Origin of the sequence: Nocardia sp. NPDC049190 (assembly GCF_040648115.1) — a bacterium.
Lineage (GTDB): Bacteria > Actinomycetota > Actinomycetes > Mycobacteriales > Mycobacteriaceae > Nocardia.
Map to the genome: position 1 here is coordinate 26,874 of NZ_JBEZDE010000041.1, position 23,957 is coordinate 50,830.

27 protein-coding genes are annotated in these 23,957 nt (G+C 66.4%); 19 read left to right on the forward strand and 8 right to left on the reverse strand.

Going from position 1 to position 23,957, the window contains the following annotated elements; all coding sequences use genetic code 11:
• Positions 1-142: 142 nt before the first annotated feature.
• Positions 143-604 (forward strand): Tn3 family transposase, encoded by a 462-nt coding sequence (locus tag AB0B25_RS26760; protein WP_357184882.1) that lies wholly within the window; start codon positions 143-145, stop codon positions 602-604.
• Positions 605-717: 113 nt separating this feature from the next.
• Here AB0B25_RS26760 and AB0B25_RS26765 read toward each other — a convergent pair whose 3' ends face one another.
• Genes AB0B25_RS26765 through AB0B25_RS26775 form a run of 3 tightly spaced genes read right to left on the reverse strand, consistent with a single transcriptional unit; the run spans position 718 to position 1,647 of the window.
• Complete coding sequence (locus AB0B25_RS26765; RefSeq protein WP_357184884.1) at positions 718-1,032, reverse strand: hypothetical protein; 315 nt, start codon at positions 1,030-1,032, stop codon at positions 718-720.
• Positions 1,029-1,334, reverse strand: a complete 306-nt coding sequence (locus AB0B25_RS26770) for a hypothetical protein (protein ID WP_357184887.1) — start codon at positions 1,332-1,334, stop codon at positions 1,029-1,031. The genes AB0B25_RS26765 and AB0B25_RS26770 overlap by 4 nt, the downstream gene beginning before the upstream one ends.
• Before the next feature lie 13 nt (positions 1,335-1,347).
• Positions 1,348-1,647, reverse strand: coding sequence for a tyrosine-type recombinase/integrase (locus AB0B25_RS26775; RefSeq protein WP_357184890.1), 300 nt, complete (start codon positions 1,645-1,647; stop codon positions 1,348-1,350).
• A 1,266-nt stretch (positions 1,648-2,913) separates the two neighbouring features.
• Here AB0B25_RS26775 and AB0B25_RS26780 point away from each other — a divergent pair.
• The 11 genes from AB0B25_RS26780 (at position 2,914) to AB0B25_RS26830 (ending at position 12,713) form a co-directional block, all read left to right on the forward strand.
• Positions 2,914-3,669 carry an IclR family transcriptional regulator gene (locus tag AB0B25_RS26780; protein ID WP_357184893.1) on the forward strand — a complete coding sequence of 252 codons (756 nt, stop codon included), beginning with the start codon at positions 2,914-2,916 and terminating at the stop codon, positions 3,667-3,669.
• Positions 3,666-4,466, forward strand: coding sequence for an ABC transporter ATP-binding protein (locus AB0B25_RS26785; RefSeq protein WP_357184896.1), 801 nt, complete (start codon positions 3,666-3,668; stop codon positions 4,464-4,466). Before AB0B25_RS26780 ends, AB0B25_RS26785 begins: the two co-directional genes overlap by 4 nt.
• Positions 4,463-5,281: an ABC transporter permease gene (locus tag AB0B25_RS26790; RefSeq protein WP_357184898.1), complete on the forward strand. Its 819-nt coding sequence runs from the start codon at positions 4,463-4,465 to the stop codon at positions 5,279-5,281. The genes AB0B25_RS26785 and AB0B25_RS26790 overlap by 4 nt, the downstream gene beginning before the upstream one ends.
• Before the next feature lie 65 nt (positions 5,282-5,346).
• Positions 5,347-6,351: an ABC transporter substrate-binding protein gene (locus tag AB0B25_RS26795; RefSeq protein WP_357184901.1), complete on the forward strand. Its 1,005-nt coding sequence runs from the start codon at positions 5,347-5,349 to the stop codon at positions 6,349-6,351.
• A complete protein-coding gene (locus AB0B25_RS26800; RefSeq protein WP_357184903.1) occupies positions 6,351-7,280 on the forward strand; it encodes an amidohydrolase family protein in 930 nt (309 codons plus the stop codon). Before AB0B25_RS26795 ends, AB0B25_RS26800 begins: the two co-directional genes overlap by 1 nt.
• Positions 7,273-7,992, forward strand: coding sequence for a dienelactone hydrolase family protein (locus AB0B25_RS26805; RefSeq protein ID WP_357184905.1), 720 nt, complete (start codon positions 7,273-7,275; stop codon positions 7,990-7,992). The genes AB0B25_RS26800 and AB0B25_RS26805 overlap by 8 nt, the downstream gene beginning before the upstream one ends.
• Positions 7,989-8,816: an MBL fold metallo-hydrolase gene (locus AB0B25_RS26810; protein WP_357184908.1), complete on the forward strand. Its 828-nt coding sequence runs from the start codon at positions 7,989-7,991 to the stop codon at positions 8,814-8,816. The genes AB0B25_RS26805 and AB0B25_RS26810 overlap by 4 nt, the downstream gene beginning before the upstream one ends.
• On the forward strand, positions 8,816-9,958 hold the full coding sequence (locus AB0B25_RS26815; RefSeq protein ID WP_357184911.1) for an ATP-grasp domain-containing protein: 1,143 nt from the start codon (positions 8,816-8,818) through the stop codon (positions 9,956-9,958). The genes AB0B25_RS26810 and AB0B25_RS26815 overlap by 1 nt, the downstream gene beginning before the upstream one ends.
• Positions 9,955-10,839: a succinate--CoA ligase subunit alpha gene (locus AB0B25_RS26820; RefSeq protein ID WP_357184914.1), complete on the forward strand. Its 885-nt coding sequence runs from the start codon at positions 9,955-9,957 to the stop codon at positions 10,837-10,839. The genes AB0B25_RS26815 and AB0B25_RS26820 overlap by 4 nt, the downstream gene beginning before the upstream one ends.
• Positions 10,836-11,534, forward strand: coding sequence for a class II aldolase/adducin family protein (locus tag AB0B25_RS26825; RefSeq protein WP_357184917.1), 699 nt, complete (start codon positions 10,836-10,838; stop codon positions 11,532-11,534). The genes AB0B25_RS26820 and AB0B25_RS26825 overlap by 4 nt, the downstream gene beginning before the upstream one ends.
• A gap of 21 nt (positions 11,535-11,555) precedes the next feature.
• A complete protein-coding gene (locus tag AB0B25_RS26830; RefSeq protein WP_357184918.1) occupies positions 11,556-12,713 on the forward strand; it encodes an acyl-CoA dehydrogenase family protein in 1,158 nt (385 codons plus the stop codon).
• A 186-nt stretch (positions 12,714-12,899) separates the two neighbouring features.
• On the opposite strand, the gene ligD is transcribed toward AB0B25_RS26830, so the two are convergent.
• Positions 12,900-13,862, reverse strand: coding sequence for a non-homologous end-joining DNA ligase (gene ligD, locus AB0B25_RS26835; RefSeq protein WP_357184920.1), 963 nt, complete (start codon positions 13,860-13,862; stop codon positions 12,900-12,902).
• Positions 13,863-14,097: 235 nt separating this feature from the next.
• On the opposite strand from ligD, the gene AB0B25_RS26840 reads away from it, so the two are divergent.
• A complete protein-coding gene (locus AB0B25_RS26840; RefSeq protein ID WP_357184922.1) occupies positions 14,098-14,328 on the forward strand; it encodes a DUF6400 family protein in 231 nt (76 codons plus the stop codon).
• A gap of 309 nt (positions 14,329-14,637) precedes the next feature.
• On the opposite strand, the gene AB0B25_RS26845 is transcribed toward AB0B25_RS26840, so the two are convergent.
• The 3 genes from AB0B25_RS26845 to AB0B25_RS26855 form a co-directional block, all read right to left on the reverse strand.
• Positions 14,638-16,086: an amidase gene (locus AB0B25_RS26845; protein ID WP_357184925.1), complete on the reverse strand. Its 1,449-nt coding sequence runs from the start codon at positions 16,084-16,086 to the stop codon at positions 14,638-14,640.
• 498 nt (positions 16,087-16,584) lie between these two features.
• On the reverse strand, positions 16,585-16,767 hold the full coding sequence (locus AB0B25_RS26850) for a hypothetical protein (RefSeq protein WP_357184928.1): 183 nt from the start codon (positions 16,765-16,767) through the stop codon (positions 16,585-16,587).
• Between the two features lie 375 nt (positions 16,768-17,142).
• Entirely contained in the window at positions 17,143-18,348 is a 1,206-nt protein-coding gene (locus tag AB0B25_RS26855) for a site-specific integrase (RefSeq protein ID WP_357184931.1), read from the reverse strand.
• A 641-nt stretch (positions 18,349-18,989) separates the two neighbouring features.
• Here AB0B25_RS26855 and AB0B25_RS26860 point away from each other — a divergent pair.
• From AB0B25_RS26860 to AB0B25_RS26875, 4 genes are all read left to right on the forward strand, one after another.
• On the forward strand, positions 18,990-19,940 hold the full coding sequence (locus AB0B25_RS26860) for a hypothetical protein (protein WP_357184933.1): 951 nt from the start codon (positions 18,990-18,992) through the stop codon (positions 19,938-19,940).
• A gap of 165 nt (positions 19,941-20,105) precedes the next feature.
• Positions 20,106-20,684 carry a DUF308 domain-containing protein gene (locus AB0B25_RS26865; RefSeq protein WP_357184936.1) on the forward strand — a complete coding sequence of 193 codons (579 nt, stop codon included), beginning with the start codon at positions 20,106-20,108 and terminating at the stop codon, positions 20,682-20,684.
• 196 nt (positions 20,685-20,880) lie between these two features.
• Entirely contained in the window at positions 20,881-21,291 is a 411-nt protein-coding gene (locus tag AB0B25_RS26870) for a hypothetical protein (protein WP_357184939.1), read from the forward strand.
• A 198-nt stretch (positions 21,292-21,489) separates the two neighbouring features.
• Entirely contained in the window at positions 21,490-21,675 is a 186-nt protein-coding gene (locus tag AB0B25_RS26875; RefSeq protein WP_357184942.1) for a TIGR02391 family protein, read from the forward strand.
• A gap of 184 nt (positions 21,676-21,859) precedes the next feature.
• Here the strand turns inward: AB0B25_RS26875 and AB0B25_RS26880 are convergent, their stop codons facing one another.
• Positions 21,860-22,180: a hypothetical protein gene (locus tag AB0B25_RS26880; RefSeq protein ID WP_357184945.1), complete on the reverse strand. Its 321-nt coding sequence runs from the start codon at positions 22,178-22,180 to the stop codon at positions 21,860-21,862.
• An 828-nt stretch (positions 22,181-23,008) separates the two neighbouring features.
• Here AB0B25_RS26880 and AB0B25_RS26885 point away from each other — a divergent pair.
• Complete coding sequence (locus AB0B25_RS26885; RefSeq protein WP_357184948.1) at positions 23,009-23,335, forward strand: Tn3 family transposase; 327 nt, start codon at positions 23,009-23,011, stop codon at positions 23,333-23,335.
• Entirely contained in the window at positions 23,299-23,616 is a 318-nt protein-coding gene (locus AB0B25_RS26890; protein WP_357184956.1) for a Tn3 family transposase, read from the forward strand. The genes AB0B25_RS26885 and AB0B25_RS26890 overlap by 37 nt, the downstream gene beginning before the upstream one ends.
• Positions 23,617-23,957: the final 341 nt, after the last annotated feature.

Consider the following 23,957-nt stretch of genomic DNA (forward strand, 5'->3'; position numbering starts at 1 on the left):
TAGGCTCGCCTCGTGGCGGGCAGGGGTCGGCCGGTGGCCGAGGTGGTATTGACCGACGAGGAGCGGCGAACGCTGAACGCTGCAGCGGTGGGCGCGGCGGGCGAAATCGTCACCGGCGCTGGCTCAGCGTTGCCGGATCGTATTGGGTTGCGCCGCGGGCGGGCCGGGGAAACGGGCTGGCTGCAAGGCCAGCACCGCGCCCCGGTCCGACCCAACCATCCTGCGCCTGGCCGACGATGAACCGTATCGGCGCGAGGCCAAGGCACAGGCCAACCTTCAGGAGGGCCGCCACGACCTGGGTCGCGCCATCTTCCACGGTCACAAAGGCGAGATCACCCGTAGCTATCTCGACGGTATGGAGAACCAGTTGTCGGCGCTGGGCCTGATTCTGAACTGCGTCGTGCTGTGGAATTCGGTGTACAGCGATCGGGCCCTGACCGCGCTGAGAGAGCAGGACTACCCGGTCCGCGAAGAAGACGCCGCCCGGCTGTCGGCGTTCATCCGCAGCCACATCGGCCTGGACGGGTACTACGCCTTCCACCTGCCCGACCTCGACGGAACCCACCGCCCGGTACGGGATCCGGACGCGGAGAACGACGAATGAGGCACCCGCTGCCGGCCGGGTGCCCACAGCAATACTGGTGTCGAAGCCGACGAATACATGAACGGGTCGATCAGTCTATGCCGAAATCCAAGGGTCGCAAGCCGAATACTCGCTCATTGCTTTGACCCCCTTTTTTCATCTCTTCCGCATCGTGGTAATACTTTCGCAATTTCTTCGATCAGGAAAGTGTCGAGTTCGGTATCGGAAAGTTCGCCAGTCCCGTCCATCCACCAGCCACCGATGCATTGAACGGCCGGGTAAGGTAAATTGAATGCATTCTGCATCAATTCCATCAAGTCGAGCGTCGACACATCTGGGTACAGTGTCAACATCTCTCGAAGTATCCGAGAGGGAACCCATCCTTCGCGATATTTTGAGGCCACCAGCGCGGCAGCCCCTTCGTCGAACTTCGGCTCGTAATAGTTCATCGGGTAAACTCCACCATTGCACTGGTGTACTCTCCGGGGCTACCCTCGACGTTCACAATTTCCACCCTCTCGAACCCCGCTTTAGCAGCTTGTTTTCCAGTCCATGTCTTCGCCGCCGCCGCCTCCAGCGACAATCCCTTACCAGTGAGCTCGTTCAAGCCGGCAAGGTTCGATCCGAATTGCCAATTTCCCACTATCGAAGCGAACTTTCCTTCGAAGAATTTCAGAATTGTTTGGAACTGTTCCGCACCGTTCAGCAGAGTCGACCGTTGTCCGTTTTCCAGTTCAGTTCTGACGCTCACGAAGAGATGTTGATCACCGACCTGCTCGCCGCCGTGCGGCGGGGTCGCTGTCGGCTTGATACCGCCGTAGCCCGTCGTCGGAGACCCGCGCGTATTTGGCGAGGCTGCGTAGGGAGGTTTGCCCCGACAGTTTCATCAGCACCGGCGTCGAGGCCTCTTCCTCGGCGGCGTGGGTCAGCCGCGAATGCCGCAACTGGTGCAGCGTGTACGGGCCGTCGTCGAAACGTTCGGTGTAAGTCTTGAACAACTCCGCCGCACGCCGATACGACAGGCGCGCCCGCCCGGTCGAGGGGTCGATATCGTTGCGGGCCACCGAAAGGCCGGGCTCTGCGGTCGGTGAGAAACAACGGACCGGATTTGCGGCCGGCCAGTATCCGCGGCAACAACCGCGCCGCGCCGGTCTGCCACGCGATGACCTCCCGCGCCCCGCCCTTGCGGGTCACCGCCGCGCACCGGTTCGCCGTATCCAGGTCAGGTACATCGAGCATCAGCACCTCCTCGGCACGCGCCGAGGACTCGTACAGCATGTGCCACAACACCCGTTCCCGCAGCGCCGCATCCGATCCCAGGATCTCGGCGACCCGCTCACGGCTCAGTGCTTTACTGGTATCCGGTGGTGCGGGCCGGGCCCGCAACCGCACCAACGGATCACCGGCCAGCCACTGCTGTTCGCGCCAATACCCGCACGCTGCCGCGAGCGCGGTCAACCGGATGTTGAACGTCTTGGGGGCCTTGCTGCCCCACACGAAGGTGAACCAGCCACTTACCCGGTCCGGTTCCTGATCCAGCAGCGCCACATTCGTGTCCGCGCCGAAATCTGCCACCAACTTCTCCAGCGCCGCCGCATAGGTTGCACGCGTGTTGGACATTGTGATCGTGGCCAGGTAGATCCGCACCGCGTCGGCCAATCGCACATCATTCACCGGCGTCGGCAGCATCCGAACCCGTCCCATCGACCGGCCTCCCACCAGTACCGCAGATAGTTTCCCGAGCTGCCGCCGCGTGAAAAGGGCATCGCGCAGGACGACTGCGACACTACCGCACATAGTGAGCTGCTAAGTGCGGTAACCGCTAAGCGCCGGATTTCTCAACGATGTTCCTCGACCCCCAGATAGCGAGCGGCGAATTGCGCTGCAGGAACCGGCCTCGACTCGGTCGACATCCTGGCGATCTGCGGCGAATGCAGTGCTCTCACCGCCGTTCGGTCGTTGGTTCGAGCCGTCGTGGTCACAGACCCCGGACCTGCGGATAGTCGCCACACACAAGGTGTCACGTTCGTCGGTGCGGACGGGATCGCGCTGGCCTGTCCATGATGCCGAATCCGACGGCGTGGAGAAATCGGCCCGCTCGCCGCGGGTACAGCACGGGGCGCACCTACTCCGTCGTCGGCGTTGTGCTCGTGAGTGGCGTCTGTCTGGTTCACCACCGACCACGTGTCGGGAAAGGCTGCCGATCGGCGATCGGATAGCCAGCAGGTTTTCCGGGGCACGGATCTCTTGACCTGGATGTCATCGCGTGATTAGCATCACGCGATGTTAACGTGTGATATTCGACTTTCACCTAATGAAAGGCATGGCTGATGCGGTCTAGTGACCGGCTCCTCGAGATCCTCGAGACGCTGGGCAGCGTCGAGGCGATGACACTCACGCAACTCGCCCACCGAGTCGACCTCACGGCACCGACCGTTCTGCGCCTGCTGCGTGCCCTCGAGGAGCGCGCCTGGGTCACCCGGCTGCCCTCGGGGGCGTACGCCGTCGGCCCGCAGTTGCTGGCGGCAGCGGGAAAGGCGTTGCAGCGCGACCCGCTCATCGCGGCCGCTCAGATCGCCCTCGAGAAGTTGCGCGCCGAGCTGGATGAGACTGTCTCGCTCACCGTCGCCGCGGACACCCAGCGCGTCTGCCTGATCGAACTCGAGAGTTCGCAGCAGCTCCGGTTCGTCCACGGGGTCGGCACCGTCGGCCCACTGGCCGCCGGCGCCAGTGGCAAGGTGCTGCTCGCGTTCAGTGAACCGAAACTGCTCGACAAGGTGTGTGACGGCCCGCTCGAGATCTACACCGAGGCTACGCCCGGCGCCGACGACCTGCGCCGCCAATGCGCCGACGCACGCAAGCAGGGGTGGGCGATCAGCTCCGGCGAGCGCAGTCGCGGCGCGTGCGCGATCGCAGTGCCCCTCATCAGTCCGCTCACCCGAGCGGTCTACGCGCTCACTGTTTTCGCTCCCGAGGCCCGCGCCACCGCCGATTCGCGGCGAGAGTGGCTCACCGCACTGCAGCGAACCCGCGACGACATCGTCCACCAGCTAATACCCGATCAGACCGGAGTGTCCACCCCATGACAGCCGACACGCTCACGCCGACTGAGGCGCCGTACCTCGTGCTCAACGATCTCAACTTCAGTTACAAGCGCAACCGCAAGGAGAACCCGGCGCTGAGCCACCTCTCCCTCTCGGTTCGGCGGGGCGAGTTCACGTGCCTGGTCGGCCCGTCCGGCTGCGGCAAGAGCTCGTTGCTGCGGATCCTGTCCGGCCTCGAGACGGCCAACGACCCACGGACCATCCGCTGGGCGGGCCGTGCACCGCGTGCCGCGATGATCTTCCAGAAGGCGGCGGTCTTCCCCTGGATGTCGGTGCAGAAGAACGTGGAGTACGGCATCGAGCGCAGCGTTCCCAAGAAGGAACGCGCCGCGAAGGCCGCGCACTGGATCGAGCGGATGGGGCTGGCGCCGTACGCGAAGCGCCGGGGGTCCGAGCTTTCCGGCGGCATGTCGCAGCGCGTCGCCATCGCGCGCGCCCTCGCCGCCGACACCGAACTGTTGCTGCTCGACGAGCCCTTCGCCGCGGTCGACGAGCCCACGCGGATCAAGCTGCAGCAGGACCTCCTCGCGGCGTGGCGGGAAACCCGCCCGACTGTCTTCTTCGTCACTCACAGCATCTCCGAAGCACTGCTCCTCTCGGACCAGGTCGTGATGCTCTCCGCCTGCCCCGCGACCGTCCGTGAGGTGGTCCGGCCTCCGTTCGGAGAAGAGCGCACCCTCGTCGGCGTTCAGGCGCACCCCAACTATGCCCGGCTCTCCGAAGCGCTGTGGGACGGACTCCAGACGGAGATGATGAAGCAGCGGGAGGCTCAGCGATGAGTGCCACGATCGTCGACGCGGCCCCGACGCGCCCGGGCATCCGCCTCAGCCGGGTCTACGACGTCGCTCGCAAGGTGGTTCTCTTCGCCGCCTCGCCGGTGATCCTGCTGATCCTCTGGCAGGTCCTGGCCAAGGCCGGCGTCCTCGACGCACGCTTCTTTCCGGCGCCGTCGGCGATTTTCGACAGCCTGCGCGGCGGCCTTGTGCACGGCACCCTGTTGCACGACACGGTGCTGACCACCGGCCGACTCGCCATGGGCCTGCTGATCGGCGGCGTCTCCGGTCTGGTCGTCGGCATCGCCATGGGGCTGTCCCAGTTCGTGCAGACGGTGCTGCGCCCGCTGGTCTCGATGACCTACCCGATCCCGAAGATCGCGATCCTTCCGCTGTTCCTCATCATCTTCGGCCTCGGCGAGACCGCCATGTGGGCGATCGTCTCGGTCGGCGTCTTCTACCCGGTCGCCCTCAACGCCTATGCCGGCATCCGCGAGATCGACCCGATCCATCGCGAGACGGCGGCCGTCTATCGGGTCTCCCTGTGGCGCCGGATCAGTACCGTCGCACTACCGGGCTCGCTCTCGCTCATCCTCACCGGTTTCGAGCTGGGCATCGGCGTCGGGTTCCTGCTGGTCGTAGCGGCCGAATTCATGGGCAGCAGCGCGGGCCTCGGTCACGCCATCTGGCAGTCCTGGCAGACCTTCGCCGTCTCATCGATGTACGCCGCGCTGGCCGTGATCGCCATCTACGGGCTGGTGATCCAACTCGTCATGAGCTGGCTGCACCGCATGCTCGTGCCCTGGCGCACCGAGCACTGATCCTCCTGTTCTCCTCCGGGATCCGTCGGCACCGCTGGCGCATCCCATCACGAAAGGCTCCACCTATGAACGCGTTCAAGACCCGTGCCTTGGTCGCAGTCACCGCCGCGGCGCTGGCTCTGGTCAGCGCGTGCGGCAACGACTCCGCCACGTCGGCAGGAGACTCCGGCACCGCGACGCTGAAGATCGGCCTGTTCGGAGCCCTCTCCGACGCGGGCCTGATCCTGGCGAAAGAGAACGGCTACTTCACCGAGCAGAACATCGACGTGTCGTTCACCCCCTCACAGTCGGCGCCCACGATCATCGGGCTCGTCGCCAGCGGCCAACTCGACGCCGCCGGCACGGCGCCCACGCCGGGGCTGTTCAACGCGTTGGGCTCCAATGTCTCGCTCAAGATCGCCGCCGACAAGGGCCGTATCGACCCCACGCACAGCTGGACCGGTCTTGTCGTGCACAGCGACGGGCCGACCTCGGTGGCCGAGTTGAGGGGCAAGAAGATCGCCCTGCCGGACATCAACACCTCCACCGGCGCCGAACTCGACATGGCGCTGCAGGGCGCCGGGCTCTCTACGAAGGACGTCGACCTCGTGTCCGGGTCCGCGGCCGACAACTACTCCGCCTTCGTGGGCGGCGCCGTCGACGCGGCGGCGCTTCAGGAGCCGTTCATCGCGCAGGCGATCGCCACGGGCAACGCGAAGGTGCTCGTGCCGTTCGGACAGGTGCTGCCCAACGGTCAGAACGGGATCATGCTCTTCGGCGAGAGGCTCTCGAAGAACACCGCGCTGGCGAAGCGGTTCGTGACGGCCTATCTGAAGGGTGTTGCCGACTACAACGCGGCCTTCCCGACCGACGGTTCCGCGGTGGTGGGCCGTGACAAGGTCGTCGCGGCGCTCGTCGCCAACACGGCGGTGAAGAAGCCGGAGGTCTACGAGGCCATGCAACCGACCCTCTTCGACCCGACCGGTGCGGTGGATACCGCGAGCATCGACGAGATGCAGAAGTTCTTCGTCTCGATCGGATCGCAGCAGAAGGTCATCCCGTCCAGCGACTACCTGATGGCGGTCAACTGATGCTGGATGTCCACTGCCACTTCGTCCCGGGCCCGACGATCGCGACGCTCGACAGCTTCCCCACCGTCCGACTCGGGGACGGGGCGATCTCACACGCCGGCCGCACCCTGCCGCTGCCGGCCCGCCTGGGCGACGCGGACGGCTTCGCCGCGCACATCGCCGGACTCGATCTGGCTGTCGTCTCCCCGCCGCCCGGGCTCTACCTCGAGTCCCTCGCCGAGGAGCGACCCGGCTACGCCGAGCAGGTCAACGACGACATTCTCGCGTGGGCGCCGGACGGAGTGGGTGTGCTCGGTTGGCTGCCGCTGTGGTCGCCGGCCGCGGCCCTCGCGGCGATCGAGCGCCTCGCGGGTCACCCGAAGGCGGTCGGCCTCACCATGGGCACCACCCACGGGGCTGCGCTCGTCGATTCGTCGTACGACCAGGTATGGCATGCTCTGGCCGAAGCTGGTTTGGCGCTGCAACTGCACCCCGACTCCGACCCCTACCGGCCGGACGCGAAGGGGCTCGCCAACGCCTCGGTTCTCGGCTTCCCGTCCGCCACGACCGCCGCGGTGGTCCGGCTGCTGCTCGACGGCGACGGCTTCTGGGCCAGCGGCGCGCGCCTGTGCCTGGTCCACGGCGGCGGGTTCCTCGCGCTGACCCTGCCCCGGCTGCTGCGCGGCGTTCCGGGAAAGCGCGACGTCGTCGTCGAGCGCATGACCAGGCTTTTCGCTGACGCGCTCGTCTTCGACGAGCCGGCCACTCGGCTGGTCGAGGCGACCTTCGCCCCCGAGCACGTCCTCCCCGGCTCCGACTGGCCGTTCCCGGTCGGGCTTCCCCAACTCCCCGAGCGTGACGACTGGCGTGCGGCTCTGGCCGGCTGGTCCCCACGGGCCGCCGCACTGCTCCCGCTCACCACCACGCGAAAGGACAGGCAAGATGGCTGAATTCGTCAACGTCCGCACCGTCGATGGCCCGATGCAGTGCGCCCTCGCCCGCCCCGACGGGACGCCACGCGGCGGCATCGTCATCATCCAGGAGGCATTCGGGCTGACCGACCACATCGTCTCCGTGGTCGACCGGATGGCCGGCGACGGCTGGCTCGCCGTGGCTCCGGCGCTCTACCACCGCTCGGAGAACGCCACCTTCGACTACGAGGACCTTCCGCCCGCGCTCGAGATGATGGGCACGCTCAACCCGACCGACATGCAGGTCGATGTCGACGCCGCCTTCACCCTCCTCGAGGATGCCGGCTTCAGCGACGCGCAGTGCGGCATCGTCGGGTTCTGCATGGGTGGTGCCATCTCCCTGCGCGCCTCGACCCTCCGCGAGTTCGGCGCGTCGGTCACCTACTACGGCGGCGGAGTCACCTTCGGCCGCTTCGGCCTGCCGCCGCTCATCGACCTGGCCCCCGATCTGAAGAGTCCCTGGCTCGGCCTGTACGGCGACCTCGACCACTCGATCCCCGTCGAGGGTGTGGAGCAGCTGCGTGAACGCGCCGCGAAGGCGCAGGTGCCCACCGAACTGATCCGATACGCTGCGGCCGGGCACGGCTTCAACTGCGATGACCGACCCGACCACTACAACGCCGAGGCCAGCAAGGACGCCTGGGCCCGCATGCAGGCGTGGTTCGACCAGCACATCGAGGTCGCCGGATGACCCTCGAGCACACGACGGTGCACCGGCGCGAAGTCGCGCCCGGTGTGCTGGTCTACGAGGGTGAGCACGGCATGCCCAACGCCGTCGCCCTGATCGGCTCGGAGCGGCTGGTCGTGGTGGACTCGCTGTTCACCCCGCGGCACGCGGAGGTGATGATGGCCGACGTGCGCACCGTGACCGACCTGCCGGTCAGTGCCTTGGTGAACACGCACTTCCATGGCGACCACACGCTCGGCAACGGTGTCATCCCCACCGATCGGATCATCGCCGCGGCATGCGTGAAGGAGCGACTGGAAACGCGGGGCGAGGAGTACCTCGATCTGCTCTGCGGCATCCGGCCCGACCTCGAGCCGGAGATCGCGAACGTCACCTGGGTGCTGCCGACCGAGGAGATCGACGGTCCGCTCGACCTCGACCTCGGTGGTCTGACCGTGCAGTTGCGACCTGTCGGCGGTACCGCGCACACCGAGGCCGACCTCTACGTGCTGGTGCCTGAGCATCGAGTGCTCATCGCTTCGGACCTGATCTTCAACGGGGTCCTGCCCGTCGCCCGAGACAGCGACCTGCCCGGTCTCCGTGCCGCCCTGCACGCGCTCGGGCAGCTCGACGTCGACATCGTCGTGCCCGGGCACGGGCCCGTCGGCGGTCGCGAGCTCATCACACAGCAGCTGGCAGTACTCGACGACATCGCGGCGGCCATATATCGAGCTGCGGCCGAAGGTCGCGACCTGACCGACGCGGCGGTGGCCGCGGTCGCCGCGCTCCTGCACGCCGACGAGCGGATCGCGCCGTACGTCGCACACTTCGGAAGGCAGGTGGCCTGATGGTTTCGCTGTTGGAATTCCAGGCCAAGGACATGTTGCGCGTCGCGGGCATCCCGGTGCCGGACGGCACGCTGGTACGCACCGCCGACGACCCGGCGCTCGGTCGGCGGATGGGAGGTGTCTGCAAGGCCCAGGTCGCGGCGAAGAACCGCGCCGCCTCGGGGGGAATCCGCTTCGCGGACGACGCCGCCTCTGTGGTCGCCGAGGTGGCGGCACTGCTGTCTGCCGACATCGCCGGCCACCGGGCCGCCGCCGTGCTCGTGGAGAACAGGCTGCCGATCGCGCAGGAGTGGTTCGTCTCGATAATCACCGACCCGTGGGGCTCGGGCCTCGTGCTCCAGGTGAGCGACGCGGGCGGCTCCGGCGTCGAGGACCGGCTCAGCGGTGGCGCCCGCCACGAGCTGTCGTTCACGCCATCGGCACCGCCGTCCGCGGACTCGATCATGGTCACGTTCGGCTGGAGCGGCCCCGACGTCGAGCAGATCGCTCGGCTGTGTGCCGACTTGTGCCGAGTGGCGCTCGCGCGCGACTTGCTGTTGCTGGAAGTGAATCCGCTGGCGATCACGCGCGAGGGTGCTGCCGTGGTCGTCGACGCCCACGTCACCGTCGACGATGCCGCGGAGTTCCGGCAGGAGTGGGTGAATTCGCTCAACGGCGACCTGGACCTGGTCCACGTCGGCCGAGCCTGGCGGCGGCGTTACGGCGGCGACTTCAAGGTCGTCGACGCCGAGGGCCAGGCCGCGATCCTCAACACCGGCGCCGGTGCCGGAATGCTGGTCATGGACGAGCTCGCTCGCCGCGGCATCCACGCCTACAACTTCAGCGACATCCGGGCCGGCTCGCCGCACCTGCGGCGGGAGCGGTTCGACGCCGCCGCCGACCTGATCTGCAGCGGCAACGAGGTCGGTGTGGTCATTGTCAACATCCACGCCGGCATCACCGACCTCCGCACGCTGCGGGAGGACTTGGAGCATGTGATCGGCCGCTTCGGCGCGGCCGACCTGCCCACGGTTGTTCGGTTGCAGGGCCCCTACTCGGAGGGGACCGGTGCGGCCCTCGCTGGCCTACCCGGCGTCGTCATCGAGCCACGGCTCGAGTACGCCATCGACAAGATCTGCGAGTTGCTAGGGGTGACCGCGTGAACAATTTGCGCACCATGCTCGAGGCCAGTGGCCTGATCGTGCACGGCCTCGCCGGTCGTGCCGCGATGGTCCAGATCGAGGAGATCCAGCGACAGGGCACCAAGGTGGTCGCCGGTGTGTCGTCCTCGAAGAACGGCCAGCAGCTCGCCGGCATCCCGCTGTACGCCACGATCGCCGAAGCGGCGGCCGAGACCGGCGCCGACGTCGCGCTGCTATTCGTGCCGGCACAGCACGCGAAGGCCGCGACGCTCGACGCGCTCGATGCCGGGATGAGGCTGGTGGTGTTGCTCGCCGAGGGTGTGCCGGTGCTCGACGTATTGGCGATCCGCGAGCGGGTCGGTACGGCCCGCCTGATCGGGCCGAACTCCCCAGGCGTTGTCGTGCCCGGCGTGGCGAAGCTGGGTTTCATGCCCACGCAGGCGGTCTCTGCCGGGCGGGTCGGGCTGGTCTCGCGCAGCGGCACGTTGTCCTACGAGGTCTCGCGCTCGCTTTCCGAGCGCGGTGTCGGGATCTCCAGCTGGATCGGCATCGGCGGCGACGTCGTGCCGTTCACGTCGATGGCCGAGGCGGCTCAGCTGGTCGCCCACGACCCGGACACCGACGTGCTCGTCGTCGTCGGCGAGATCGGTGGCACGGGCGAGGAGGGTCTTGCGCAGGCGATGGTGGACGGGCTGGTCGATGTCCCCGTGCACGCGCTGATCGTCGGCGAGTCGGCCCGACCCGACGAGCCGCTCGGCCACGCGGGCGCGGTCATGCTCGGTGACGCCGGCAGTTACGACAGCAAGGTGCGCCGTCTTCGCGAGGCCGGGGTCGTCGTACACCACACACCCTGGCAGCTGGCCGACGCCGTCACAGAACTCACGAGAGGAGCGGTCCGATGAGTCCGATGAGCACCGACAAGGACCTTCTGGCCGAGGCGACCCGGGTCGCTGCCGCATATGACCTGATCGGGATGTTCGGGCACCTGAGCTATTACCCCGAGCCCTCCGGCGACCACTACCTGCTCAGTCCCGGCGCGGGCTTCCAGAAGCAGAAGTGCGCCGGCGACGACGTCTACGACGTCGCGTTCGACGACGAGTGGGTGCCGGGCCTGCCGCTCGAGATCTACATGCACTCCGAGGTGCACCGGATGCACCCGGAGGTGGGTGCGCTCGTGCACAGCCACTCGCCCGCGCTGACGCAGCTCAGCACCCTGGCGGAGGTTCCGGGCGAGGCGCTGCTGCTGCACGCCTCCTTCTGGCCCGACGTGGTCCCGGTCTTCGAGGAGACCCACCTGGTCGTCGAGCGCCACGACGCCGTACACCTGATCGAACAGCTCGGCGACAGTCCACTCATCCTCATGCGCTGGCACGGCGCCGTCATCGTCGGCGCCACGCTCGAAGAGGCTGTCTTCCGTTCCATTCAGGCCGAGGCCAACGCCCAGGCCCTGCTCACTGCGATGGCGTCGGGGCGACCCTACGTCTCGCTACCGGCCGGCCCCGAGCGGCAGAGGACTGCGGAATCGGTCATCACGCCGCGGATGCTCGGCCTTCACCGCAACTACCAGGCAGCGCAGCTGTCGTCGAAGGAGTCGTAGATGTCTGACAGCCGCTACGGGTTGACCGCGCAGCAGCAGGAACTCGCGCTGCGGGTGCGCGAGATCGCCCAGGCCGAGTTCGCGCCGCGCTCGCTCGAGTGGGAGACCACTGGTGCCTTCCCCGAGCCCAACATCAAGTTGCTGGCCGAGGCCGGTGTGCTCGGCGCCGCCGTCCCGGTGGAGTACGGCGGCCAGGGCGGCAGCTGGCTCGACTCGGCCGTCATCCTCGAGGAGGTCGCCAAGACCTGTTACGTCACCGCCATGGCCACCCTCGGCGAGCTGGGCGTGCAGCCGCGTGCCATCGCGGCGTACGGCAGCGACGAGCTCAAGGCCGACCTGCTCCCGCGCATCGCTAAGGGCCAGGCGATCTGCTCGATCTGCATTACCGAGCCCGACACCGGCAGTGACATCTCCAGCGTGGCCACGACGGCCCGCCGCGACGGGGACGAGTTCGTCATCACCGGCACCAAGGCCCTCATCAGCCGCCTCGACGTGGTCGACGTGCTGCTTGTCTGCCTGCGTTATGCGGAGCCGGGAACCGCGACGAACGGCCTCGGGAACGTCGGCATGATCGTTGTCGAGCGCGAACGCGCCGGGGTGCGTGTCAGTGAGGGCGTGCAGACTCTCGGTGGTGAGAAGCTCTTCACCCTCACGCTTGACGAGGTCCGCGTGCCGGCGAAGAACGTCCTGCTCGGCCCGGGGGAGTTCGCCAAGCTGATGTCGGCGTTCAACGGGCAACGCTGCCTCAACGCCTCGATCAGCATCGGCATCTCGCAGGGTGCGCTCGATCATGCGATCGCCCGGTCGACCGAGCGGGTGCAGTTCGGCCGACCGATCTCCGGCTTCCAGGGGCTGCGCTGGATGATCTCCGACTGTGCTCTGGACATCGAGGCCGCTCGCGCGTTGGTACACAAGGCGGCTTGGAACGACGGCCGGCAGTTCCCGTCGCGCTACGACTCCGCCATCGCGAAGGTGTTCTCCAACGAGATGTCGCTGCGGGTCACCGACCGGGTACTGCAGATCTTCGGGGGTCACGGCTTCACCCGCGACCAGCCGGCCGAGCGCTACCTCCGGTGGGCGCGGTATGGCGGTTTGGGCGGCGGCACCCCGCAACTGTTGCGCGACGGCATCGCCAAGGAGCTGTACAAGGCGGCCTCGCAGGAGAAGGCGCACGCCTGAGTCTGCGGTGTGCTCTTCAGCTCGGTGGGCATCACGCCGCGGGATCGCTTCCGTGGCGGAGGTGCGCGCGTGGGCCTGGTGCGCAGGTCGGCGATTTCGCGGGGGGAGGGCTTCAACCGGTCGGGATCGATCCCCCCGGATACCAGCCGGGTCCGGATGCCGCGCCCTGCGGATCGCGGCGGCAACTCAGAGCTGCTCGTTCGGCTGCGGCGCGCGGGTTACTTGGTCGGTGGATTTGTCGACTCGCAGTCCGCGCCACGAGGGGTGTCGAAGTCGGCCGTCGCCAGTCCATTCGGTGAAGGACACTTCTCCGACAAGAGTGGGCTCGACCCATATTGCATCCTTGACGTCAGCGTCGAGGGTGGCCGTCTGCTGTCGCAGCGGTGCGAGTCTTGCGCGCAGGTTGTTGAGGGTTGCCTGCGTGAAGCCGGTGCCGACATTGCCGATGTAGACCAGTTTCCCGGTGCCGTCGTGGACCGCCATGAGTAACGAGCCGATGTGGTCGGACCGGCGCCCGGTTCCCGGGCGCCAGCCGACGATGACGATCTCCTGGTCGTGCACGTTCTTGACCTTCGTCCATAGTGGACTGCGTCGCCCAGGTAAGTAGGTGCTGTCGAGGCGTTTGGCGATGATGCCTTCGAGATGGCGACGTTCGGATTCCGCGAGCGCGGTGGCTCCGGCATCGGCGAGCCGGGGTGGGACTCGCCACTGTGGGCCACGCAAACCGATCTGTTCGAGCAGCTGTCGTCGCTGGTGGTAGGGCAGACCGATCAGCGATCGAGCACCGATGTGCAGGAGATCGAAAATCATGTAGGTTGCCGGGGCCGTTGTCGCCAAGGCCCGGATCGTCGCTGGGTTGCGCTGGTGCATTCGGGGCTGCAGTGCCTCGAATGAGGTGCGTCCGTCGGCAGCGAAGACGACGATTTCGCCGTCGACGACAAACGGGGGGACTGCGGGAGCCATGGGCGCGAGTTCAGGCCAAGCGACGGTGATGTCCTTATCGTTCCGGGACATCAGGCGTAAGTCGTGGTCGACGTAGCCGATCGCGCGGATCCCATCGAATTTCACCTCGTAGGCCCAGTGCTCGTCGTCGCCGGGGAGGGTTCCCGCCTTCGCGAGCATCGGTGAGTAGTGCGGCAACTCGGTCACGCCCGCGGCTCCATCATCGCCCGACCTTTTGCGAACACGGAGTCGGCCTCGACAGTGACCTGAATGGTACCGATTGGTCTGATTATTGTCGTCGACTCGAGCGCGGTCCAGTCCGCGCAGGGGCATCGACTGTGACGAAGTCGAACCGGAGAACGTGATGTAGGTCATTGCCCGAGACGGCGTGGTTGGGCATCGTCGGCACTTCGTTTTGGAGAACCTGGTTGGAGATGCCTTAATGGCCGACCACAATTTTGCTTATGACCTCACGCTGGACGAGGCACGCCGGCGCAGCGCTGTCGTCGCGGCGCTCGGGGACGACTGGGATCCGGTCGCGGTTCTCGCCGAGGAAGAACTGGCGTACGACATGCTGTACTCGAATCTCGACGATGAGCAGCAGCGGATCTACGAGGAACTCATCCGGGCCGGGATCCTGCCGGACCGGGCGCCGCGCCAGATAGCCGACTGATCTCGCCGCCGAGCACGAACCACGACCGGTGTTCGGCCTGTTGCCTCCGGCGAGTGACCCGACCGGTCCGGCTCTCGGCCGAGCTTCGCGCGCAGTGGATATGCAGCGACGCCGCCGCGGGGTGATTCCCCGTGCTCGGCGTGCTCGTCGCGGCACTCAGCCCGCTTGTGGTCACCTCGTGCAGTATTCGGTCCTGGCTTGGTGCAAGCGGGCTCGCCGGTGTCGTCACCAGAGTGGCCTCTTGAACGCGAGTGCGCAGGCCTGGCGGCGGCCGGGGCGCCGACGCACTGGCATGATGTGGTACGCGCATTACGGTGCCTGGAAGCCGCCGATCTTCTGCTCGAGCAGTTCGGCCAGCCGCAGCGGGGTGCGGTCCTCGAACATCGGACCGATGAGCTGCACGCCCACCGGCAGGCCCTCGGGTGAGCGGCCCGCCGGTACGGCGGTGGCGGGCAGGCCGGGCATGGTCGCCAGACCGGCCCAGACGAGCTGGTCGAAGTACGGGTACTCGACACCGTCGATGTCGATTCGGCGTGCCAGCGGATCAGGGTTGTAGTCGTGCGGGAACGCGGGAGTCGGCGTGATCGGACACACCACGGCATCGAACTCGGCGAACAGCTGCCGCCAGCCGTGGCGGTGCAGCTCGCGACGGTTGTTCGCCGCCAGCCGGTCGCGGTGACTGGACACCATCGCGCGCAACCGGGCCGCGTCCAAATTCAGGTCGTCCGCGCTCAGTTCGGCTGCGCGGCTGCGCAGTTGCTCGTACTCGTCGACGGGAAAGTATGCGACGGAGCCCGAAAACAGCAACTGCATGAACAGCGTCGCGGCCTCGGTCATATCGGGCAGCAGCGGACTGTGCCGTTCGACGCGGGCGCCGCCGTCGGCGAGCGCGTCGGCCACCCGGTTCACCCCCGCCCGCACCGCGGACCCGGTCGGAATGAGCGGATGCTCGTCGAGGACCAGGACTCGGAAGTCGCAGAGCCGTTCGTGGCGGGCGGGCGGCAGAGCCAGATCGAACGCGACGCCGAGTGTCAGTGGGTCCGGTCCGGCCATGACGTCGAGCAGGAGCGTGAGGTCGCGGGCGGTGCGCGCCATCGGACCGACGACGGCGAGATCGAGGTCGACCGGCAATGCGGGCGCGGACGGCGGGACCATCCCGCGGGGCGCCGCCAGCCCGAGTGTCGGCTTGTGCGCGTAGACACCGCAGAAATGCGCGGGGGTGCGCAGCGAACCGGCCATGTCGGAGCCGATGGACAGCGCGCCGAATCCAGACGCCAGGGCCGCCGCCGATCCGCCGGAGGAACCACCCGACGTGCGACCGTGATCCCACGGGTTGTTGGTGGTGCCGTAGATCTCGTTGAAGCTCTGGATATCTTGCAGCCCGAGCGGCACATTGGTCTTACCGAGCACAACGGCGCCCGCGGCGTCGAGCCTCGACACCTGTAGCGCGTCCTCGGCCGGCAGATAGCTCCGGTGCATCGGCATGCCCCAGGTCGTGGGCAGCCCGGCGATGTTGTAGCACTCTTTGACCGTCACCGGTATGCCGAGCAGCGGCCGGTCCTCGCCACGGGTGCGCGCCTGGTCGGCACGGTGTGCGGCGGCCCGGGCACGGTCGAAGGTCCGCACGCAGATCGCGTTGATCGCCTTGTCGTCCCGCTCGATATGGGCGATCACTTCGTCGGTCAGTTCCACCGAGGTTACGTCACCGGCACGCAATGCGGCCGCTTGCTCTTCGGCCGACCGAAAATTCCACTCCATGAATTCGACGGTATCGGTCTGCCGCAGCGGACATAAAATGCCGCTTTGCGCAAACGGAAAAGTCGAACGGTGACCTTCAGTGCAAATTGACGCACGCGTTATGTCGTATCCCAGGTCACGGTGTCGGCAGAGTTGACTCGATTGGCGCAGGCCATGAAATGCCGTTTCGCACAACGGGATAGATGTCACAAGTGCCGTCGTGTTCCCCTTCCGGCCGCAGATTGTGCGACCTGGTCATGGCGACGTGCGGCGAGATCGGTGCCGGCCCGGGAATTCAGGAGACGTGCTCACGAGGCAGGCGGACCCCGTGCACAGCCGGAAAATGCAATTAATTCCCAAAACTAGTGAGGTAGCGGTATTGCATCCGTGCATTGTTCGTCGTTCGAAGGCACCGGCATTCGTGGTGGGGTGCTCGCGGGGCGATGGTTACTCGTCGAAACGTCAGCGGTTCGGCTGGAGGGCGGTGGCGGTTGTCGAGTGCGGCGTGTCCTTCATCTGTCAATGGGTCGTTGCGCCAGAACTCGGCCGGCATCGAACCGAGCTTGATGCGCCCACCGGTTGGACGGCTTCGGTGATGATGGCTGTGGCCTCGGCCTCGATGTTGTTGTTGCGTTGGATCGCGCGGGCGTGCAGGGCGCGGTGGATCTCGTCGGAGGGGTCGGGAATCGTCGATTCGGCCATGCGGTCACATGCCTGGGCTGATGTGGTCTGACCTCACTCTATGGCGCGTGTCGATCGGCGGCTCGGGTGACGAGGTAATCGGTCCAGTCTCGTCGGGTTCGTGGCGCCCATCGTGTGGCGTGTTGATGTCGATGCGCAGCAGGTCGGCGGCGATCGGTCCGGGGATTTCGCGTGCCCAGCAGGCGCGGGCGGAGTTGCGTGAGCGCAACGGTGTTGCATCAACACACGTCGTGTTCGCGGAACGTTGGAATCATCCAGGTAGGGCGCGATTCCGCGGCGACACGCTAGGGCGGCAATTGCTCTCAACCGGCGTCGCGGCCTTCATCGCGAGATTGTGCAGTGCTGCAGTCAACGCAATTCATCCTGGTTGCGGAATCAGAGCCCTAGTTTGGTGACGGCGTTGTCCTCGAGGGGGTTTGCGGTGCGGATGTAGCCGTGCACCGTGCGCGGGTTCGACCATCGGCCCTGCCGCATGATCTCGCGGTCACTGGCCCCGCCGAGGGCAGCCTGGGTAGCGAAGCCGGCGCGTAGCGAATGGCCGGAGAAGAGGTCAGGGTCCAGTCCGGCCCGAGCGGCGTAGCGCTTGACCAGTTCGGCCACAGCACGGCCGGACATCGGGCGGTCGGCGATGCCGCCGTGACGGGTAATGGTGGGAAAGAGCGGGAGATCCCCGTCGGCGAGAGTGGTTCCGGTGAAGCCGTGGCAACGGTGGATACCGGGATCGGCGACGGGCAGGTCGGTCAGCCACGCGCGGACGCCGAGGGCTCCTGCGCCCGCGTGCGTCTCGCGCAGACGCACCCAATCGGCGAACGCGCAGACCGGGCAGGTGGCGGGTCGGCGCCCGCGGGGGAGGGCGACACGTTGCTCCGCGGTACCGGAGGGGTCGGTTTTCGTCGTGGGCAGCCGGACCAGCAGGATCGGCTCGCCGGTGCGGTGATCGAGGCTCACCTCGACATCACTGATGCGCAGCCCGGCGAGCTCGCTGCGGCGCAGCGCACCGGCGAAACCGATGAGCAGCGCCAGCGCATCCCGGCGGCGGGCGGGTTCGGAGGGCCAGCCCGGTTCGGGAAGGCCGGCGAGCAATTGGTCGAGGGTGTGCAGGAGAACGGGGCGTTTCCGGCTGGGATTGGTCCGGCGGGTGCGACGGATGCCGCGCAGAGTGAGGCGCACGACATCCGAACGTGTAGGTGAAGGCAGTCCATTCGCGGCGTGCACGGCGGCGATCGCGGCCGACTTGCGTTCCAACGTGGCCGGACTGAACGCCCAGCCGCCGGTGTCGCGGTGCGCGTCGGCCGCGGCGGCGAGATAGACGGCGACGTCGAGGGCATCGGCGGGTAGCGCCTGCCTGCCCTCGGTGGTACACCAGGCCGACCATGCGATCCAGTCGCTGCGATAGGCGCGCAAGGTGTTCGCCGATTGCGAGGCTTCGAGATACCGGCGCAGCGAACCAGCCTGATCGTCGTCGAACCGATCACGCACCAGACGCAGTGCCGCGGCATCCACCAGCACACTGCGTACACCGCGGCGCAACTCCGCACGTACCGAGTCGGGAACCGCGACGACGGAGGATGGATCGTCCATGGCACGGCTCCCGCGGTCGAATCGGTGACTGGCATTCTGCGCCAGCATATTCGGCGAGAGAACTCACCCTATGACACCGGGGCGGGAAAGTCCTGCTTCCCCTCGCCAACGGACTCCTTCCGGATAACGCCTCCGTGCTCGGCGCCTGATCGGAGCACGGTTGCTCCAAACGAGCTGTCACCACTGCACGACCCGTGCGCGCCGACGGACGGGCATCCCGACTCGGCCATCGCCGAGAACCAGGTACCCAGTTTTCATCGGGTTTCGTTGGGGTTTAGTTTCGTTGTGTGCAACGAAACTAAACGAATTCAAAGTGCTGCTACTCGAAAAGGTCCGACCGTTCTGACCTCCGATAAGGTTCACTTATCGGAGGTCAGATTGCCACTGTGCCGTTCTGAGGTTCTCGGCGACCGCTGATATTTCGTTTCGTGTGAATACGTCAATATTTACGAAATAAACGCTACGATTTCACGGTGTCGAACGTGTGCAACTATCCGGGCTGTTCCCGTCCCATCCAGCGTGGAGGTGGCCCCGGTCGGCCATCGGAATACTGTGATCACCCGGATCACACCCGATGGCGCGCATGGCGGGAACGTCAACGGCAACAGCAGGAGTCGGACACGCCAGCAGTTCCTGTCACTGTGACGCAACAAGGTCCGGTCACTGCCGCCCGGTTGCGGGCGGATGAACTGCTCACTCAGTTCCGTGGACTCGCTGACCAGTTGAACAACACGATCGCCGCCGCTGTCGCCGAATTGTCCACGCTGGCCGACCCATCCATTGCCGAAGCCCAGGTCCAGGCGGTGCAGGCGGACGCAGCGCGGCGGATCGCCGAGGCCGAGGTCGCTTCTGTGGCAGCCGGTCAGGCACGCAGACAGGCAGAGGAAGCCAGGGCGCTGGCCGAGTCCGCGGCCGATGACGCGGCGGACGCCGCCGAACAGGCTGAAGGTCGGATCGCCGAGGCGAATTCGGTGCGCGATGACGCACTGCGTGAAGTCGAACGCGCGGCCAAGCAAGCAGCCGACGACGTGTTCGCCGCGCGCAGCGCCGCGGAAGCGGAGATCTGTACTGTGCGACGCGAATCCGCTGACGAGGTCGAACGTATCCGACAGGAGGCGGCTGATGAGGTCCAGCGCGCCGAACGGCGCGCTGACACCGAGATCGTGCACGCGCGGCGCGAAGCGGCAGCGCAGGTCTCGGCTGCCCAGTCCGAGCGAGACCTCGCCGTCCAGCGGGCCGCCGACGCCGAACGCGCGGCCGAACGGGCCGAGCAATCCGCAGCCGAACGGGGGGAAGCCGCGAATGAGGCGCGCACCGAATGGCGCAGGGTCCGCGCGGAACTCGACAACGCCCGTGCCGAACTCGCCGAAGCGCGCCGCACTGCTGTCGCCGACCTCGCGGCAGCTCGCGGCGAGGCCGCGGCGGCGCTCAACAAGGCGCATGCGGAGGCTGCCCACCGAATCGAGGCACTCGATGAGGCCCGAGTTCAAACGCTGGCCCGCGCTGAGCGTGCCGAAACTCAGCTCGACGAGTTGCTGGCCGACGCTCGCCGAAAGTCACCCGCTGCTGACTCGACTGCCCGCGACGCGTAGCTGAACGACGATCGGCGGCCTCATCAGCCCGATGAGACTCGGGCGTGGCCGCCATCTATAAGTCGCCATGACGCCGCCACACCGAATATCGGGTCCCTGCTGGGGAATTGAGCGGACTACAGGCAAATGGACCGCTAATCGCAGCTTCGGTCATATCATGTAGCTATGCCCGAAACTGACGTCGCAGGGCGTACGGGACCACTGGCCGGCAGTGTCCGGCAGGCGGTATCGGTGGCCGGTACCTGCTCGATGATCGTGGGTGTGGCGTTCGCGGTGTGGCCACACAAGTCGCTGCTGACAGCGGAATCGCTGTCGGGCGCTTATCTGCTGCTCAACGGAGTGCTCCAACTGATCGTGGCGCTGGGCGCGCGCTTCGCGGCGGCCCTACGCCTGTTGCTGTCTGTCAGCGGCCTGCTGTCAGCTCTGTTGGCCGCGCTGTGCTTCGCGGGCGGCAATTCGGTACTGCTGCTGGCATTGTGGATCGGGTTGGCCTGGGCGATTCGCGGAATCTGCCATGCCACTGTGGCGGTCTGGGTCGGCGGCTTGCCCGGCGGGGGGCAGCAGGAGGTGATCGGCCTGGTCACGCTGGTGCTCGGCGTCGTCGTCGGTGTGCTGCCGTTCGACTCGCTGGAAGCGTTCGGCTGGGTGATCGGGCTGTGTCTGTTCGCGATCGGCTCGATGGAACTCAGCGTGGTTGTGCGGCACGGGGCGGTCGCAATTCCCGGGATGGCGCCGAACGTTTAGCCGGAACTCGCACCGCGACAACGATTGTCGTACAGCACTATGGAGTCCCCCGATATGCTGCGATTGTGCCTTGTCCCCACCGTTGGGGCGCAGTGACGTCACTATTCACCCTCACGATCACGGCTGAACTGACACACGCGGCGTCCGACTTCGCCGATGAACGACGGCGGAATTCACTAGCACAACCAGCGGTGGCGTGGCCGATTCCGGCGCGATCGTGGTCGGCGCGGGCGCGCCACCGCCCGGGTGGCACGGCCGCGATCACGGGCCCGCTCGACTGACTTTTTCGACCTACGGACAGCGGGTCGACGCGCAGGGCTGGGGACTGGAGGTGACCACCACCGGCTATGGCGATTTGCAGGGCGGCACCGAGAAAGACCTCTGGTACACGGGCGCATTCAGTGGCACGTCGAGCGCATCGCCGATCGTTGTCGACGCAGTCGCGAGTTACCAGGGAATGAGTGGTGCGGCAACCGGACGTAGGACGCCCGCGCAGGTACGTGCGCTGTTGCGCGAAACGGGATCACCCCAGACCGACGCGTCGGGAAGGTCCGCGACCCAGCGGATCGGCGACCTGCCGGACCTGAAGGAGATGTTCCTGCCGTGAAACGGGCTCACCCACGGATCAAGCGAGGCCGCGTCTTCCAAACCTACGGTGATCATGTCCACCGTAGGTTTTGTAGCGGGGGTCGAGGAACAGAACCGCCTGATCCGGCGCTAAGGATTTATGGCGGATAGTCGACCACTATCTGCCATAACTCGCTACCGCCGGATTTCTGGCGGATGAGCCTCTTTCCCCGAGTCGATGCGGCGTGGGGTGATGGAATTCGGGTCCGGCTGCTTCGCTGCGATCCGGAACCCGCTCGGACACCTGCCGAATGACCAGATCGAGCTCAACGAGCAGTCCGCGCTGGAGCGGCTGTGTGCGTTTAGCCTGTTCGCACGCTTTATAGAAGAGGCTGACCTGGTGGAACAGCGGGACCCGGAATAGTGAAGTGAAGGAATGTCTTTCCGTTCCGCTCCTCAGCGGTGTAAGTTGTCGCGCCTAGTTTCCGCAGCATTCCGAGACTGCTGGCGTTCTCGGCTTCCACCGCCCCTCCCATCGTCACCACGTCGGCGAGCTGCGGTTCCCTGAGCAGGGCCGCGAGAATTGCCGTGCCGATACCGCCGCGCTGTCATTGCGGGTCGACGGCAGTACACACTCCGCCGTGATAGGGCGGCTCCACGGGGCTCAGCCTTCCGCTCGGTCCGCTCTGGCCGGTGATCTGTACGGAGACATAACCAACAGGTGCGCCGGTGCGCGGGTCGCGCGCCATCCAGCGCAGCGTCCGGCGCGCGATGCGACCTCCTGGGGTGGGGTCCCCCACCTCACGATCTCGTAGCAGGTCTGCCAGGTTACCGACGTAGCTCACGATCGCGTCGTTCTCCCACCACAGACCAAGTACGGCCCTGTCCTTCGGCGTGTATTCGGTCAGCTCGACCGAAGGCGGTTCCACGCCTCCATCTCACCAGTCTCGACTCCTTCGCGAAGGTCAGTTGTTAATTCCGTAGAGACGTTCTGCCTCTCGGGCTGGGTCGAGTCCGGCCCGAGATCATCAGCGGAGGCACTCCGACATTGCGGCGAGGAAGTCCGCCACGACCACGAAGTGCTGGTCTGGGGAGATAGGCGGTGGTGACACCGAGTGCGACACCGCGGCGGGCGAGGATCAACTCGCGCAGGACGTCGGGGTGGTCTCGAATTCCCAGGTCTGCACGATTCGTTCCAGGTCACTGTCAACAATCCGTCCGCGTGTGACTGTGCGTAGGCGTCCGGGACCGGGCGGGGCAGCAGGTCAACTGCTTACGGGACCAGAGCCGGTACCCGCAGGAGTCGGGCCGGGCAGCGGTGCAGGTGCAGGTGCAGGTGCAGGTGCAGGTGTAGGTGTAGGTGCCGGCGATGTGCGGTTGAACGACTCTTTCATGCGTGACAAAAAGCGTCGCCACCAGCATGGGGGCGACCCCTCCGGCGGGTCTACATCAGGCTCGTACTTCACTGCGAGGTAAGCGATCTCCGAGTCTTTGAGGGCCACATGCTCGAATACTGCAGGGTAGTCGATGGTGTTCTGCCGGTTTCCGTTCGAAAGCGATGAAGAAGAATGCGATGATGCCCAGCCAGTTGTTCGGCGTCATAGCCGCCTACGCCTAATCCTTGATGTCACACGCGGCTGCGCCATCGGACTGTCCCTGCGCCTGGGTACTTGGTCCCGCCTGCGCCTGCTGTGCCTGAATCGCTTGAACCCCGCGCGGCGGCGGAGCATTGAGAGACTCCAACGTCCTGTACCCGGATGCAGTCAGCGCGTCGCCGTCTCGGTGTGTTTGTGTTTCGCGGTTCCGTGACACGTTCATCCTCCGGAAGTTGCAGGTCGGCGGCTCAGTTGAGCGCTCAATCTTCCCACTCCGCCTCCCTGCTGGTCGGCAAGCTCTCGGCCTCGGGGCGGCAGAACGCCCTTGCCGCAGCGTTGAAGGAGTACGGGGCGATGCGGCGCACGATCTACGCCGCGAAATATCTGTCCGACCCCCGGACTATCGGCGGCGCATCGCCCGCCAGCTCAACAAGGGCGAATCCCTGCACGCCCTGCGCCGGGACCTGCTGTACGCGCACGAGGGCATGATCCGCGCCCGCCACCTCGAGACCCAGACCGAACAAGCCTGGTGCCTGACCCTGGCCACGAACGCGGTCATCGCCTGGACCACAAGTATTACGGGCTCGCCGTCGAGCAGATGCGCCGGACCGGACGGCGCATCGACGACGAAGTCCTCGCACACATTTTCCCCTGCGCACAGCGAGAACATCAACTTCTTCGGCGCGGTCGAAGTCGACATCGACGCCGAGTTGGCCCAACTCGGCCCCACCGGATACCGACCGCTACGGGTCCGCGACACATTGTTCTGATCCAGCCACCGCCCGGCTGTCGAGGCCCGTCGAACATCGCGATAGCCGAGTACGGTCGGCTATGTTGCGACAGTGATGAAGGTCGACTCGGACAGGCTGCGGGCCCTGCTTGCTGAACACTCGCTGGAGCCGGGGGATTTGGGGAGGTTCTGCGAAGGTGAGATGGGGGAGTTTCTGGACGAGGTGCGAATCCTGGCCACCGACGCAGATCCGACGATCCGACGACAGACGTGTGATGTGCTGGATCTAGTGTGTCGTGCCTGAAATCAGGCAAGTAAGTTGATATTTTGTTTGTGTGTCGCATCGTGGACCTTCTGCTGTTGAGATCACGCTGTCCGATG

What these genes read in the sequence shown, in the direction of transcription:
- AB0B25_RS26765 (WP_357184884.1), bottom strand. Translation starts at nt 1,032, where the DNA reads ATGAACTATTACGAGCCGAAGTTCGACGAAGGGGCTGCCGCGCTGGTG.
- AB0B25_RS26780 (WP_357184893.1), top strand. Translation starts at nt 2,914, where the DNA reads ATGCGGTCTAGTGACCGGCTCCTCGAGATCCTCGAGACGCTGGGCAGC.
- AB0B25_RS26785 (WP_357184896.1), top strand. Translation starts at nt 3,666, where the DNA reads ATGACAGCCGACACGCTCACGCCGACTGAGGCGCCGTACCTCGTGCTC.
- AB0B25_RS26790 (WP_357184898.1), top strand. Translation starts at nt 4,463, where the DNA reads ATGAGTGCCACGATCGTCGACGCGGCCCCGACGCGCCCGGGCATCCGC.
- AB0B25_RS26795 (WP_357184901.1), top strand. Translation starts at nt 5,347, where the DNA reads ATGAACGCGTTCAAGACCCGTGCCTTGGTCGCAGTCACCGCCGCGGCG.
- AB0B25_RS26800 (WP_357184903.1), top strand. Translation starts at nt 6,351, where the DNA reads ATGCTGGATGTCCACTGCCACTTCGTCCCGGGCCCGACGATCGCGACG.
- AB0B25_RS26805 (WP_357184905.1), top strand. Translation starts at nt 7,273, where the DNA reads ATGGCTGAATTCGTCAACGTCCGCACCGTCGATGGCCCGATGCAGTGC.
- AB0B25_RS26810 (WP_357184908.1), top strand. Translation starts at nt 7,989, where the DNA reads ATGACCCTCGAGCACACGACGGTGCACCGGCGCGAAGTCGCGCCCGGT.
- AB0B25_RS26815 (WP_357184911.1), top strand. Translation starts at nt 8,816, where the DNA reads ATGGTTTCGCTGTTGGAATTCCAGGCCAAGGACATGTTGCGCGTCGCG.
- AB0B25_RS26825 (WP_357184917.1), top strand. Translation starts at nt 10,836, where the DNA reads ATGAGTCCGATGAGCACCGACAAGGACCTTCTGGCCGAGGCGACCCGG.
- AB0B25_RS26840 (WP_357184922.1), top strand. Translation starts at nt 14,098, where the DNA reads ATGGCCGACCACAATTTTGCTTATGACCTCACGCTGGACGAGGCACGC.
- AB0B25_RS26845 (WP_357184925.1), bottom strand. Translation starts at nt 16,086, where the DNA reads ATGGAGTGGAATTTTCGGTCGGCCGAAGAGCAAGCGGCCGCATTGCGT.
- AB0B25_RS26850 (WP_357184928.1), bottom strand. Translation starts at nt 16,767, where the DNA reads ATGGCCGAATCGACGATTCCCGACCCCTCCGACGAGATCCACCGCGCC.
- AB0B25_RS26855 (WP_357184931.1), bottom strand. Translation starts at nt 18,348, where the DNA reads ATGGACGATCCATCCTCCGTCGTCGCGGTTCCCGACTCGGTACGTGCG.
- AB0B25_RS26865 (WP_357184936.1), top strand. Translation starts at nt 20,106, where the DNA reads ATGCCCGAAACTGACGTCGCAGGGCGTACGGGACCACTGGCCGGCAGT.
- AB0B25_RS26875 (WP_357184942.1), top strand. Translation starts at nt 21,490, where the DNA reads ATGCGGCGTGGGGTGATGGAATTCGGGTCCGGCTGCTTCGCTGCGATC.
- AB0B25_RS26885 (WP_357184948.1), top strand. Translation starts at nt 23,009, where the DNA reads ATGCAGTCAGCGCGTCGCCGTCTCGGTGTGTTTGTGTTTCGCGGTTCC.